This window comes from Ruegeria sp. AD9 (assembly GCF_056542305.1).
Genome location: NZ_JBQFZP010000010.1, coordinates 39,219 through 52,467 on the forward strand (window position 1 = coordinate 39,219; position 13,249 = coordinate 52,467).

General features: G+C 57.6%; 11 protein-coding genes. 6 read left to right on the forward strand and 5 right to left on the reverse strand.

The window, feature by feature from the left end; genetic code table 11:
* Positions 1–250 precede the first annotated feature (250 nt).
* A complete protein-coding gene (locus tag ACR0AM_RS14595) occupies positions 251–1,828 on the reverse strand; it encodes a DUF5928 domain-containing protein (protein WP_480623296.1) in 1,578 nt (525 codons plus the stop codon).
* 143 nt (positions 1,829–1,971) lie between these two features.
* Here ACR0AM_RS14595 and ACR0AM_RS14600 point away from each other — a divergent pair, with 143 nt between their 5' ends.
* A complete protein-coding gene (locus ACR0AM_RS14600; RefSeq protein ID WP_209599235.1) occupies positions 1,972–2,790 on the forward strand; it encodes a sulfotransferase family protein in 819 nt (272 codons plus the stop codon).
* A gap of 128 nt (positions 2,791–2,918) precedes the next feature.
* Here ACR0AM_RS14600 and ilvD read toward each other — a convergent pair whose 3' ends face one another.
* Positions 2,919–4,751, reverse strand: coding sequence for a dihydroxy-acid dehydratase (gene ilvD / locus ACR0AM_RS14605; RefSeq protein ID WP_480559485.1), 1,833 nt, complete (start codon positions 4,749–4,751; stop codon positions 2,919–2,921).
* 108 nt (positions 4,752–4,859) lie between these two features.
* Between ilvD and ACR0AM_RS14610 the strand changes: the two genes are divergently transcribed.
* The 4 genes from ACR0AM_RS14610 to ACR0AM_RS14625 all read left to right on the forward strand — a co-directional run bounded on the left by ACR0AM_RS14610 (position 4,860) and on the right by ACR0AM_RS14625 (position 7,821).
* Complete coding sequence (locus ACR0AM_RS14610; RefSeq protein WP_480483875.1) at positions 4,860–5,423, forward strand: helix-turn-helix domain-containing protein; 564 nt, start codon at positions 4,860–4,862, stop codon at positions 5,421–5,423.
* A complete protein-coding gene (locus tag ACR0AM_RS14615) occupies positions 5,420–5,689 on the forward strand; it encodes a CBU_0592 family membrane protein (protein WP_480483876.1) in 270 nt (89 codons plus the stop codon). The genes ACR0AM_RS14610 and ACR0AM_RS14615 overlap by 4 nt, the downstream gene beginning before the upstream one ends.
* 93 nt (positions 5,690–5,782) lie before the next feature.
* Positions 5,783–6,637, forward strand: a complete 855-nt coding sequence (gene sseA / locus ACR0AM_RS14620) for a 3-mercaptopyruvate sulfurtransferase (RefSeq protein WP_480488175.1) — start codon at positions 5,783–5,785, stop codon at positions 6,635–6,637.
* Positions 6,637–7,821, forward strand: a complete 1,185-nt coding sequence (locus ACR0AM_RS14625) for an amino acid aminotransferase (protein ID WP_480623297.1) — start codon at positions 6,637–6,639, stop codon at positions 7,819–7,821. Before sseA ends, ACR0AM_RS14625 begins: the two co-directional genes overlap by 1 nt.
* Before the next feature lie 72 nt (positions 7,822–7,893).
* On the opposite strand, the gene ACR0AM_RS14630 is transcribed toward ACR0AM_RS14625, so the two are convergent.
* A complete protein-coding gene (locus ACR0AM_RS14630) occupies positions 7,894–9,219 on the reverse strand; it encodes an ammonium transporter (protein ID WP_480623298.1) in 1,326 nt (441 codons plus the stop codon).
* A gap of 33 nt (positions 9,220–9,252) precedes the next feature.
* Entirely contained in the window at positions 9,253–9,591 is a 339-nt protein-coding gene (locus ACR0AM_RS14635) for a P-II family nitrogen regulator (protein ID WP_117871083.1), read from the reverse strand.
* Positions 9,592–9,850: 259 nt separating this feature from the next.
* Here ACR0AM_RS14635 and ACR0AM_RS14640 point away from each other — a divergent pair, with 259 nt between their 5' ends.
* Positions 9,851–12,025, forward strand: a complete 2,175-nt coding sequence (locus ACR0AM_RS14640; RefSeq protein WP_480623299.1) for a transglycosylase domain-containing protein — start codon at positions 9,851–9,853, stop codon at positions 12,023–12,025.
* Positions 12,026–12,099: 74 nt separating this feature from the next.
* Here ACR0AM_RS14640 and leuB read toward each other — a convergent pair whose 3' ends face one another.
* Positions 12,100–13,203: a 3-isopropylmalate dehydrogenase gene (gene leuB / locus ACR0AM_RS14645; protein WP_209507247.1), complete on the reverse strand. Its 1,104-nt coding sequence runs from the start codon at positions 13,201–13,203 to the stop codon at positions 12,100–12,102.
* Positions 13,204–13,249: the final 46 nt, after the last annotated feature.

Genomic DNA, 13,249 nt, shown 5'->3' on the forward strand with positions numbered 1-13,249 from the left:
GCACAGATACCCGTCATTCAGAATTAAGGACGCGTCTGTTTTTGCCTTTCACTGGCCAGGGCCGGCCTGCCAAAGAGAAAAAGTATAAGCAAATTGGCCCAATTGGCTGTACAGTATCCGATTTTTGAATAAAAATCACGATGGCAGTGATGTTGGGTTTTAGGCTGTCCTTTCCGACAGGCAAATATGCGGTGCACCCAATGCAGCAAAGGGGGCCGAAAAGCTGTCGGATGTCAGGCTGACTTTCCGTTTAGTCGGCGAACAGGTAGTCCAGCCGCATCACCGCGTCGGCCTTTTCTTTGTTCACCCCAAGAAACTCGGATATGACAGCAATGTTTTCGGCGCGCTGGGCGGTTTCCCGCAGTCGCAGGTAATTGTCCAAACCGGCGGCGCGGAGTTGTTGGGACTCGTAACTCAGGTCGTTGCGAAGTGTCGGCAGCAGATGGGAAACAGTCTCAACCGGGCTGTTGTCACCCGCCAATCCGACGCGCCGCGCGTGGCCAATCAGGTATTCGTCCGAGTATTCGCATTCGATCTCAAGCACATGGGTTTTGGCCTGATCACCGCTGAAATCCTGAACAACGTCCAGATTGGCCGGGTCGAGGCACAGAACCAACTGGTCTGATCCGAAACTTTCGAAAAGCATTCGTACAACGGCCCGCCGATGGCGCGAGCGCTTGGTCAGCGTCGTTTCAATACCGCCCAGATCAGGCAGTTGGGTATCCTCTTCGTTAAACAGGTATTCGACGCAGGGGATATCTGTTTCAGACGCGATTTGATCGACCAGCCTTTTGGCGACATGCCACTTTTTGCACACAATCACAAACAGCTCTCGGTCGGGGCCCAGAACACTTCCGGCCTCCCAGAAGCGTTGCCCGAACCGGCGCCCGATGCGCCCCCGGCCAGCCAGAAACGCATAAAGGCCACGCCCCTCGTTCGAGATGGGAAAGTCGATGCCCTCACTCGCATAAAGTGAGCCGAGACGCTCTTTCAGCTCATGCGCCTCTGGGCTGATCTTGCGGGCAAACAAATAGTCCTGACCCAGAAGCATGTCATAGTGATCGTTGTAGAACGTGACGGGCATTCCATAATCCGAAAACATCAGAAATGTCGGTGTGCGGTTTTCGATTTCACCCTTCGGGATCAGGTGGCGTACCAGCGTTTGAAAGAAGGTTTCATCGGGTATCCAGGTGGTTGCAAAAAACCGGATCACGTCCCTGCGCTGTCGCAGGAAGTCCAGAATCATCTCGACCGTTCGGCGGCGAAGACACCACCATTGGCTGCCGATCATAACCTGAAGGTCTTCGGGAATCTGCCGCGTCAGCCCAAAACGCCTCTGCGTTTCATAGGCGGTGTAGAACAGTTTCGGCTGGGTGCGTTCATTGAAATAATGGCGATAGATCAACCGGTCTTCTTTCATGCCGGTCTTGATCCAGTCGCTTTCGAAAAAGTCGTGGCATTCGATGAAATCCTTGTCGTGATCATCCAGAAACCGATGAGTGTATTCTGCGGTTTTGATCGCCATGCAATCACCGGACAGCATGTAAAAATGCGTGGCGCGGGGGAAGGTTTCGACGGCGGCCTGCAAGGCGTTCAGCGTGGCCTGCACCAGCGACCATTCTCCCCAGCCGCATTTGATGCGCCTTTTAGCAAAGGTCACGTTCGGATTTTGATCCAGCGCGGAACGAATGCGCCCGTAGCCTTCGGCGCTGGCACGGGCGTCAAAGTGGATGGCCATGCAATCGCCCGCAGCGGTCAGCTGTTCGGCCTGTGCAATGATTGCATCAGGGTCTTTATGGCATAGCAATATATAGGCAATCTTCGCCATCGAGGTTAGGTAATTTCCGTTTCTGCCCGGTTTCAACCGTGATACTGAGGATGAGCGATTGAATAAACAGAATAATTTTGGTTCCTTGTTATCAAAAGCTGGCATATCGGTTTGAGACCAGACCAGCGTAGGAGGCACAGCAGATGGGTTTTCCCGGTACCTGGATGACCGAGAGCGAAAGCATGGTGTACCGCGTTGTGCCAAAATGCGCCTGCTCGACCATTGGGCAGATCATGTATTATTCGGATCACGGTCAGTTCTTTGACGGCGATATCCATGACGCCAAGGATGGCATGCACAAATGGGCCTTTGATCAGAGCCAGGACCTGATTTCCAAAAATGTGCGCGATCACGCCTCGTATTCCTTTACCTGTGTGCGCAACCCGTACACGCGTATTCTGAGCTCGTTTTTCGACAAGATCTGCGGGATCCAGCGCAACGGCAAACGGTATCGTGGCAATCTGGTGCCGACGCTGATCTACAATTACGGGATCGAGGTGGGCGGTGACGATGGCAAGGGAGAGTTTGACCAAATCGCCAGCTTTCGCCGGTTCCTGCTGTTTGCGCGTGATACCATCCGCTGGCGGCGTCCGATGGACCCGGACATTCACTGGTCAGCCATGTCTGGTCACGTGTCGACCTTCATCGTGAACGGTGGTCGTTATGATCGGATCTTCTGGACCGAAGCGTTCAACGACGGGATGCAGGGTGTCTTGGACAATACAAAGCTGAAGCATTCTGTTTCGCTGTCCGAAATACCCCGGTTCAACGAATCCGAAGGCCACGGACCCAAGCGCGCGCATCCGGTTGAAGACTATTTCGACGACCTGTCGATGCATCTGGTCTATGAGATCTACAAGCAGGATTTTGAGCTGTTCAAATACGATTTCGAAAACCCGGCCAACAAGATGCCGATTGGCGAAATCGATCTGGATGAAATTCACGCCAAACTGGGCGATTGATCCTTAGGCAGGATGACCCGTCCATCGTCAACGTTTCTTGCGAAACATTTAATCTGGTTGCGCCCGGGTGCGCCTGTGCATGATCGACTTACCGGTCTGCCGCGTCAGCAGACCGGTAATCTATCAGTTTAGACCTGACGCACGGCTCCTTTCGCCGCGCTGGTGGTCAGTTTCGCATAGGCCTTCAGCGCAGTAGACACCTTGCGTTTGCGCGGCGCAGCAGGCACCCAGCCCTTTGCGTCCTGTGCTTCGCGCCGGGCCGCAAGCTCTTCATCTGAGACGGCCAGATGGATCGAGCGGTTGGGGATGTCGATTTCAATCGTGTCGCCATTCTGTACCAGACCAATCTCTCCGCCTTCGGCCGCCTCGGGCGAGACATGGCCGATCGACAGACCGGAAGTGCCGCCCGAAAACCGCCCGTCGGTCAGCAGGGCGCAGGCTTTGCCAAGACCCTTCGACTTCAGGTAAGACGTTGGGTACAGCATTTCCTGCATCCCCGGACCGCCACGCGGGCCTTCATAGCGGATCACCACAACATCGCCCTCTTTCACCTTGCCGGTGAGAATGTCGCTAACAGCCTGATCCTGGCTTTCGCATACATAGGCCGAGCCGGTGAATTGCAGGATATTGGCATCCACACCAGCGGTTTTCACGATACAGCCGTCACGTGCGATGTTGCCGAACAGAACCGCCAGACCGCCGTCCTGACTGAACGCGTGTTCCTTGGACCGGATCACGCCACCCTTACGATCGGTGTCCAGTTCCTTGAACCGGTTCGACTGGCTGAACGCCTGTGTGGTGCGCACACCGCCGGGGGCGGCCTTGAACAGCTCCTGTGCCTTGGGGTTGTTGGCGATGGTGATGTCCCAGTTGGCAATCGCCTCGCCCATCGTGGCCGAATGCACCGTGCTGCATTCGTTGTGCAGCAGGCCCGCACGGCTGAGCTCACCCAGGATCGAGAAGATACCACCGGCACGGTGGACGTCTTCCATATGCACATTTTCGGTGTTGGGCGCGACTTTGCAGAGGCAGGGAACACGACGGCTGAGGCGGTCCATATCGGCCATGGTGAAGTCAACTTCACCCTCATGCGCGATGGCCAGCAGGTGCAGCACCGTGTTGGTCGACCCACCCATGGCGATATCAAGGCTCATGGCATTTTCGAACGCATCAAAGGTGGCAATCTCACGGGGCAGAAAGCCTTTTTCATCCAGATCGTAATGGCGCTTGGTAATCTCGACGATCCTGCGGCCGGCTTCAAGGAACAGTTCTTTGCGGTCTGCGTGCGTCGCCAGAGTCGAGCCGTTACCCGGCAGGGCCAGACCCAGCGCCTCGGCCAGACAATTCATCGAATTCGCGGTGAACATGCCCGAACATGAACCACATGTGGGGCAGGCGTTTTCTTCGATGTGCTGAACCTGTTCGTCGGTGAACTTGTCGTTCGCAGCGGCCACCATAGCGTCCACAAGGTCAATCTTCTTGGCTTCCAGATCGGCGATGTCGATCTTGCCCGCTTCCATCGGACCGCCTGAGACGAAAATGGCCGGGATGTTCAGACGCATGGCGGCCATCAGCATGCCGGGAGTGATCTTGTCGCAGTTCGAAATGCAGACCATAGCGTCCGCACAATGGGCGTTGACCATATATTCGACCGAATCCGCGATCACTTCGCGTGAGGGCAGCGAATACAGCATCCCGTCATGGCCCATGGCGATACCGTCATCCACGGCGATCGTGTTGAACTCTTTCGCCACGCCACCTGCGGCTTCGACCTCGCGCGCGACCATCTGGCCCAGGTCCTTCAGATGCACGTGACCCGGCACAAACTGGGTGAATGAGTTGACGATGGCGATGATCGGTTTGCCGAAATCGTCGTCACCCATACCTGTGGCCCGCCAAAGGCCACGTGCGCCAGCCATGTTGCGGCCATGGGTAGAGGTTCTGGATCGGTACATTGGCATGATGCTGTTTTCCCTGTTGCCTCGGGTTGCATAATTCGGGGTTCGTACGTTATAGCGCACGTAGCACATGTGCGTTATAACGTACAAGGTAAATCGCAGGGCGCGGGTATGGCTATGGACGACATTACGCTGAAATTACGGGATGTGCGGACAGCTTCGGGGTTGAGCCTGTCCAAAGTCGCCGAGATGACCGGGGTCAGCAAAGCCATGCTTGGCCAGATTGAGCGCGGCGAATCGAGCCCAACGATCGCCACGCTTTGGAAAATCGCCAAAGGCTTTCAGATACCGCTCAGCGGGTTGATCGACACAACGCTGGGCGATCCATCGGTCTTTCAGACTGTAACCTTTCCCGGCAGTATCGAGGTCAAGATCGTCTTTCCCTTCGATCCCGCACTGGGAGCCGAGACTTTTCACGTGAACCTTGCCGCGAACCAAAGCCACGAATCCCCGGCTCATGCCGCCGGGGTGACCGAGGAAGTATTTGTCCTCAGCGGTACTTTGGAAATTCTGCGTGGCGAGGAATGGGTGCCCTTACAGGCCGGGCAGGGGTTGCGCTTTGCTGCGGACCTGCCGCACGGGTATCGCGCCGGTTCGCAAGGAGCTGCGTTTCTAAACATGCATCACTATGCGCAACACACTGAATCTCCTGAAAATGGCACGGCCCAGATATGACGGCTATCTTTGACACACTTACCATCGTGGATGCCATCGGCTCATTCGGGGCGCTGATCGTGGTGGCGGCGTATTTCGCGACGCAGATGCGGATGATGAATTCCGATGACCTGGCCTTTCCGGTGATCAACCTGCTGGGGTCTGTCCTGATCGTCTTTTCGCTGCTTGAGAATTTCAATCTGGCCTCGATGCTGATCGAAGGGTTCTGGATTGTGATCAGTGTCATCGGCATCATCCAGCATTTCCGCCTGCGCAAGGCGCGATAATTCCTGAGGTCAACAAGCGCTAGCGCTATCCAGCCTTGAACGCCCATGCCACGGGGTATAGGGAAACCCCAAGCTCGCTTAGGGGAGGCTTTGATGCAGGACGATCCAAAAACCCTCGTATCCACCGAATGGCTGGCCGCGCATATGAAAGACCCGGATCTGCGGATTCTGGACGGGTCGTGGTATTTGCCGGCGCAAAACCGTGATGCCAAGGCCGAATATGATGCCGGGCATATCCCCGGAGCACGGTTCTTTGATATTGATGAGATATCAGATCACCGTTCCGACTTGCCTCATATGGCGCCACCGGTCGAAAAATTCATGTCACGCCTGCGGGCCATGGGTGTCGGTGATGGTCATCAGGTTGTGGTTTATGATGGTGCCGGGCTGATGTCCGCAGCGCGCGTTTGGTGGCTGTTCCGTCTTATGGGGCAGGAAAACATCGCGGTTCTGGATGGGGGTTTGCCAAAATGGCAGGCCGAGGGGCGCGAGATCGAGGATCTGCCTCCGGTCATTCGCGACCGCCACATGACCGTTCGCGTGCAAAACCAGCTTGTCCGGGACGTCACGCAAGTTTCCGCCGCCGCCAAGCTGGCGGATCACGAAATCATTGATGCCCGCTCGGCCGACCGATTTGCCGGAACCGCACCCGAGCCGCGCGAAGGGCTGCGTTCGGGCCATATTCCGGGCTCGCGCAATGTGCCCTTTGGGCAGTTGTTGAACGCCAACGGAACAATGAAGTCGCCCGAGGACTGCCGCGCCATATTCGAGGCTGCGGGCGTCGATCTGTCTAAGCCGGCTATCACCTCTTGCGGTTCGGGTGTCACGGCCGCCATTCTCAGCCTTGCGTTGGAACGCATGGGCAAGAAAGACCACTCGCTTTATGACGGCTCCTGGGCTGAATGGGGTGCCTTCCCGACCCTGCCCGTCGCAACCGGAGAGAACTGATGTTCGAGAACCTGAAACCGCAGCCCGCCGACAAGATTCTGGCGCTGATGCAGATGTACCGCGAAGACCCGCGCGATCAGAAAATCGATCTGGGTGTTGGTGTCTACAAGAATGCCGAAGGCGTGACGCCGGTGATGCGCGCGGTGAAAGCCGCCGAACAGCGTATCTGGGAAGAGCAGGAAACCAAGGCCTATACCGGTCTGGCCGGTGATCCGGCCTATGCGGATGCGATGATCGGATTGATCTTGGGTCCTTCTGTGCCACGCGGCAACATCGCCGCAGTGGCGACACCCGGAGGCACCGGTGCCTGCCGTCAGGCGTTCGAGTTGATCCGGATGGCGAACTCTTCGGCACGCGTGTTTGTGTCGAACCCGACCTGGCCCAACCACCTGTCGATCCTGAATTATCTGGGGATGGAAACGGTTCAGTATCGTTACTTCGATGAAGAGACCCGGGGCGTCGATTTCGACGGGCTGATCGCAGACCTGAAAACCGCCAAAGCGGGTGACGTGGTTTTGCTGCATGGCTGCTGCCATAATCCGACCGGTGCCAATCTGAACATGGTGCAATGGCAGGAGATCGTGATCCTGATCAATGCGCTGGGCCTCGTTGCGATGATCGACATTGCCTATCAGGGTTTCGGTGACGGTCTGGAAGAGGATGCGCAAGGCGTGCGGCTGGTGGCCTCCTCGGTCAAGGAATGCCTGATTGCGGCGTCATGTTCGAAGAACTTCGGCGTCTATCGTGAGCGCACCGGGTTGCTGATGGCCGTCGGTGACAACGCGGCTGAAACCGCATTGAATCAGGCCACACTGGCGTTTTTGAATCGCCAGAACTACTCCTTCCCGCCGGACCACGGCGCGCGCGTGGTGACGACCATTCTTATGGATGAGGCGTTGCGGGCAGACTGGGCAACTGAGCTGGAAGAGGTTCGCCTCTCCATGCTGGGCCTGCGCCAGCAACTGGCTGACGAGTTGCAGCGTCTGGCCGGATCCGACCGGTTTGGGTTCATCGCCCAGCACCGCGGCATGTTCTCACGCCTTGGGGCGGCACCGGAACTGGTCGAGAAACTGCGCGTTGAACACGGTATCTACATGGTCGGTGACAGTCGACTGAACATTGCTGGGCTGAACGCAGTGACTGTGCCGATTTTGGCCAAAGCAATTGTGGATGTCGGGGTTTAGATGCCGACGCGACATTCGAAACGAAAACCCGGGCGCGAACGCCCGGGTTTTTTTGTCAGGTGAAGGCAAGGCTTAGCCTTTCGAGAATTCGGGATATGCTTCCATTCCCAGTTCAGCCATGTCGAGGCCGTTGATCTCATCCTCTTCGCTGACACGGATGCCGACGGTGGATTTCAGTATCGTCCACAGGAACAGTGCGCCGACAAAGGTGAAAACGCCGTATGCGGCGATGCCCAGTAGCTGCGCGCCCAGACTCGCGTCACCGTAGAAGACGACGGCGATGGTACCCCAGATGCCACAGAACAGGTGAACCGGGATGGCACCGACAACATCATCGATCTTGAACTTGTCCAGCATCGGGACCGCGAAGACCACGATGATACCACCCACGGCACCGATCCACAGGGCACCGAACAGGGTCGGGGCCAGCGGTTCGGCCGTGATCGAGACCAGACCCGCCAGTGCGCCGTTCAGCACCATCGTCAGGTCGGGCTTCTTGTACAGAACCTGGGTCAGGACCAGCGCTGCAACCGAGCCCGAAGCAGCCGCCATGTTGGTGTTGGCGAAGATGCGTGACACGTCCGATACATCGCCCACTGTTCCCATCGCCAGTTGCGAGCCGCCGTTGAACCCGAACCAGCCCAGCCACAGGATGAACGTCCCCAGTGTTGCCAGCGCCAGGTTAGAGCCGGGCATTGGGTGAACTTTGCCATCTTTGTACTTGCCGATCCGCGGGCCTAAGATAAGGGCCCCTGCCAGCGCAGCCCAGCCACCGACCGAGTGTACGATGGTCGAACCGGCAAAGTCCGAGAAGCCCTTGGCATCCAACCAGCCGCCACCCCATTTCCACGAACCGGAAATCGGGTACATGATGCCTGTCAGCACGATGACGAAGATCAGAAAGGGCCAAAGCTTGATCCGTTCCGCCACGGCGCCCGACACGATGGACGCAGTCGCGGCCACGAACACAAGCTGGAAGAAGAAGTCCGAACCGACCGAAGCATAGTCCAGTGCCGCATCCGCCGGCGCAACACCAACCGCATCAAGCGTTGTGGTCGAGAAGAACGGGCCAAGCCAGCCCGTGATGGACCAGCCGTCGCCGGGATACATCAGATTGAACCCGATCAGCCAGTACATGATTGCGGCAAATGAAAACAATGCTACGTTCTTGATCATCTGCATGGCAACGTTCTTGGATCGTACCAGACCGCCTTCCAGCATGGCAAAACCTGCGGCCATGAAGAAAACAAGAAAGCCCGCCATCAGAAACAGCAGCGTGGTAAAGATGTACTGGGTGTGTTGTTCCGCTTCGCCGGTTGCAGCGGCCTCTTGCGCAAGACCCATCTGCGGCAGCGCAACAATGGCGGCGGCAGGGATGAGAGATTTCATCAGGTTCATTGTCAGTCCTCGAATGATTGTGAGTGGGCGCGCTTACAGCGCGTCCTCGTTGGTTTCCCCGGTACGCACACGCAGCGCCTGTTCGACATCGAGGACAAAAATCTTGCCGTCACCGATCTTGCCGGTCTTGGCGGTTTTGGTGATCGTCTCGACGATCTGGTCGGCCATTGTCGCAGGCACCACGATCTCAAGCTTGATCTTGGGCACGAAGTTCACCGCATATTCGGCCCCACGATAGATTTCGGTGTGACCGGACTGCGAGCCGAAGCCCTTGATCTCGGTTACCATCATGCCGCGCACGCCAGCCTCGGTCAGAGCTTCGCGCACCTCCTCCAGCTTGAACGGCTTGATTGTCGCAATGATCAGTTTCACGTCTTTCCCCTCTGGTTGTCCGGTGGGACCGGCTTGTTTGCACCTGCAGAAAAAAAGCGCGCCGCGACGCAGTAAGAAACGCTTTCGGGGTCAAAACCTGCCGGGAAGTAATGCAAAGTTGCACATTTTTTGCACAACTTGGGCATTGTGCCCAATAAATGAGCGCTATAGAGAGGGGAAATTCCGGAAATTCGGACCTCTACATACTGCGGTTGTCGAGGTATGGTGACCAAAAAGTATAACCGGGCAGAGTTTGAGCATGACTGAGTCCAAGCGCCGCAAGCCGACATTGGTCGCGGATAAACGGTACCCTTCGAAGGGCCGAAAACTGGCTGCGACCAAAAGCACGGCGGGCAAGAAATCGACGGTGCGCAAACCGACCACGCGCAAAACCACGCGCAGGAAAACCCGCAAGTCATCAGGGGGTAAAGGCGGTGGTATCTTTCGCCGTTTGTTCCGATGGATCTGGCGGTTGATCTGGGGATTGACCTGGCGTGTCGGTGCGATTTCGGCCATGCTGCTCGCGCTGGCGGTGGGTATCGTTTACGCCACGTTGCCGGATGTCGATGCCTTGCTGGATGGGCGCGCGCGGGGTTCCGTGACCTTGCTGGATCGTGATGGCAAGGTCTTTGCCTGGCGTGGCGATCAGTTTGGTGGAGTGATCACGGCCGATACCGTCTCTCCGCATCTGAAAAACGCGGTTGTCGCAACCGAAGACAAGCGATTTTACCGGCATTTCGGGGTCAGCCCGCGTGGCGTCGCCAGCGCGGTCAGCATCAACCTGAGCGAAGGCCGCGGGCCTTTGTCGGGGCATGGCGGGTCGACAATCACGCAACAGACCGCGAAACTGCTGTGTCTGGGTGTTCCCTATGATCCCAGCGATTGGGATTCCGAGGCCGCGTATGAGGCCGACTGCCGTCAGGGTTCCTTGTGGCGCAAGGCCAAGGAGGCTGTCTATGCGCTGGCAATGGAGGTGAAATACTCCAAGGACGAGGTCCTGACGATCTACCTGAACCGCGCTTTTCTTGGCGCAGGCGCGCGTGGGTTCGAAGCCGCGAGCCAGCGCTACTTTGGAAAATCTGCCGCCGAGGTTTCGCCCGCAGAGGCCGCGATGCTGGCTGGTCTGCTGGTTGCGCCTACACGCTATGCGCCGACCAACAACCTGCAACGGTCTCAGGATCGGGCGCGGCTGGTGATCGGTCTGATGGAGGATCAGGGATATCTGACCGCCGCACAGGCCAGCGAAGCGCGTACGCGCCCGGCGCAACTGTCTGAAGCGGCTGCTGCCCGAGCGGGAGGCTATTTCGCAGATTGGGTTGTTTCGGAACTTCCCAGTTATTTTGGTGATAACACAACCGAAGATGTTGTGATTCAGACGACTTTGGATCAGCGGATTCAGCGATCGGCGGAAGAGGCTTTGCAATTCATCTTTCAGGAAAAGGTGCGCGAAGGCTCCAAGGCGCAGGCGGCCATCGTGGTCATGTCCGCGGACGGAGCGGTGAGAGCCATGGTCGGCGGCCGAGAAACACGGGTTGCCGGGGTGTTCAACCGGGCCACCATCGCCAAGCGCCAAACCGGTTCGTCCTTCAAACCTTTTGTCTACGCCACCGCGCTGGAACTTGGCTATTCGCCGCTGGATACGGTGATGGATGAACCTTACTGCGTGGACATTCCCGGGTCCGGTCAATGGTGCCCCAAGAACTATACCAACAAGTACTACGGGCGCGTGTCACTGGCGGATGCGCTGAAGAACTCGCTGAATATTCCGGCGGTGAAAGTTGCCGAGATTTCGGGCTTGGATAACGTCCGCACCGTGGCCAGTGGTTTTGGCATTGCCAGCGATCTGGCGCAAGGTCCGGCCTTGGCGCTGGGCGCGTCGGAAAGCACGCTGATTGAGATGACGGGGGCTTATGCAGGTATTCTGAACGGCGGCTCTGCCGTTGAACCTTATGGCCTGACCGAGTTGAAGCTGCTGGGTGATGAAGCACCTGTCATGGTTACGACAACCGGTATCGGTGAACGGGTGATCAACGACGCGGCTGCCAAACAGCTGACATGGATGATGGAACGTGTGGTGTCCGAAGGCACAGGTGGACGGGCCAAGTTGCCCGGCTGGCAGGTGGCGGGCAAAACGGGCACAACCCAGGCGGCGCGGGACGCATGGTTCATCGGGTTTACTGCGGATTATGTAACCGGTGTTTGGATGGGCTATGACGACAACACGCCCCTATCTGGTGTGACCGGCGGCGGTTTGCCCGCGGAAATCTGGAGAGAAACCATGCTGCGTGTCACCGAAGGGATGACACCGACACCCTTGCCGATGATGGCACCAGCGCCGCCGGTTCAGGTCGCACAGCCACAACCGCGTCGAAAGCGCGGAGGCTTTGCCGATGATATCAACAATCTGCTGAAGAATATTTTCGGCGGAAACTAGAGCCGTCTTTGATGGAAAAAACGAAAAAGGCGGTGCATCGGGCACCGCCTTTTGTCATTTCGCTGTTTCGTGTTTCAGACGCTGGCATCCAAGGCCGCAAGGATCGCGTCGCCCATTTCAGTGGTTGATACGGGCTGAACGCCCTCATCTGCAAGCAGGTCGCCGGTGCGTACCCCATCGGCCAGTACTTTCTCGATCGCGGCCTCCAGACGATCCGCTTCTTCGCCCTGATCAAAGCTGTAGCGCAGGGCCATAGCAAAGCTGAGGATACAGGCGATCGGGTTGGCTTTGCCCTGACCGGCGATATCCGGGGCCGAGCCATGGACGGGTTCATACATTGCCTTGGGCCGACCATTAGCCATCGGCGCGCCGAGAGAGGCCGAAGGCAACATGCCCAGCGACCCGGTCAGCATCGCGGCGCAGTCGGACAGGATGTCACCGAACAGGTTGTCGGTCAGGATCACATCAAACTGTTTCGGTGCGCGCACAAGCTGCATCGCGCCGTTGTCGGCGTACATATGGCTCAGCTCAACTTCGGGGTAGTCCGCTGCGACGCGGGTGACGACTTCGCGCCACAGGATGCCCGATTCCATGACGTTGGCTTTTTCCATCGAGCACAGCTTTTTGTTGCGGCGCATTGCCAGTTCAAAAGCCGAGCGCGCGGCGCGTTCGATCTCGGATTCGGTGTAACGCTGGGTGTTGATGCCGACGCGTTCGTTGCCTTCCTCGAAGATGCCTCGCGGCTCACCGAAATAGACGCCCGACGTCAGTTCGCGCACGATCATGATGTCGAGACCGGCAACGATGTCTTTCTTCAGCGAAGAGAAATCGGCAAGCGCGTCAAAACACTGCGCGGGGCGCAGGTTCGAATACAGGTCCATTTCCTTACGCAGGCGCAGCAGGCCACGCTCGGGTTTCAGGCTGAAATCCAGATCGTCGTATTTCGGACCGCCGACGGCGCCCAGCAGAACCGCGTCAACCTCTTGCGCCTTTGCCATGGTCTCATCGGACAGTGGCTTGCCGTGGGCGTCATAAGCGGCACCACCCACCAGGTCCTCGCTCACGTCAAATTGAAGACCACGATTGGCACCGAACCAATCGATGATTCTGCGCACTTCGGCCATAACTTCTGGGCCAATTCCGTCTCCGGGCAGGATGAGGAGCGAGGGGTTGGGCATGAAGGGTCTCCTTGCGTTTTGTTGCACAGGCCCTAGCGTCTGCGCA

Coding starts and splice junctions, on each gene's coding strand:
- ACR0AM_RS14595 (WP_480623296.1), bottom strand. CDS start 1,828: ATGGCGAAGATTGCCTATATATTGCTATGCCATAAAGACCCTGATGCA.
- ACR0AM_RS14600 (WP_209599235.1), top strand. CDS start 1,972: ATGGGTTTTCCCGGTACCTGGATGACCGAGAGCGAAAGCATGGTGTAC.
- ilvD (WP_480559485.1), bottom strand. CDS start 4,751: ATGCCAATGTACCGATCCAGAACCTCTACCCATGGCCGCAACATGGCT.
- ACR0AM_RS14610 (WP_480483875.1), top strand. CDS start 4,860: ATGGCTATGGACGACATTACGCTGAAATTACGGGATGTGCGGACAGCT.
- ACR0AM_RS14615 (WP_480483876.1), top strand. CDS start 5,420: ATGACGGCTATCTTTGACACACTTACCATCGTGGATGCCATCGGCTCA.
- sseA (WP_480488175.1), top strand. CDS start 5,783: ATGCAGGACGATCCAAAAACCCTCGTATCCACCGAATGGCTGGCCGCG.
- ACR0AM_RS14625 (WP_480623297.1), top strand. CDS start 6,637: ATGTTCGAGAACCTGAAACCGCAGCCCGCCGACAAGATTCTGGCGCTG.
- ACR0AM_RS14630 (WP_480623298.1), bottom strand. CDS start 9,219: ATGAACCTGATGAAATCTCTCATCCCTGCCGCCGCCATTGTTGCGCTG.
- ACR0AM_RS14640 (WP_480623299.1), top strand. CDS start 9,851: ATGACTGAGTCCAAGCGCCGCAAGCCGACATTGGTCGCGGATAAACGG.
- leuB (WP_209507247.1), bottom strand. CDS start 13,203: ATGCCCAACCCCTCGCTCCTCATCCTGCCCGGAGACGGAATTGGCCCA.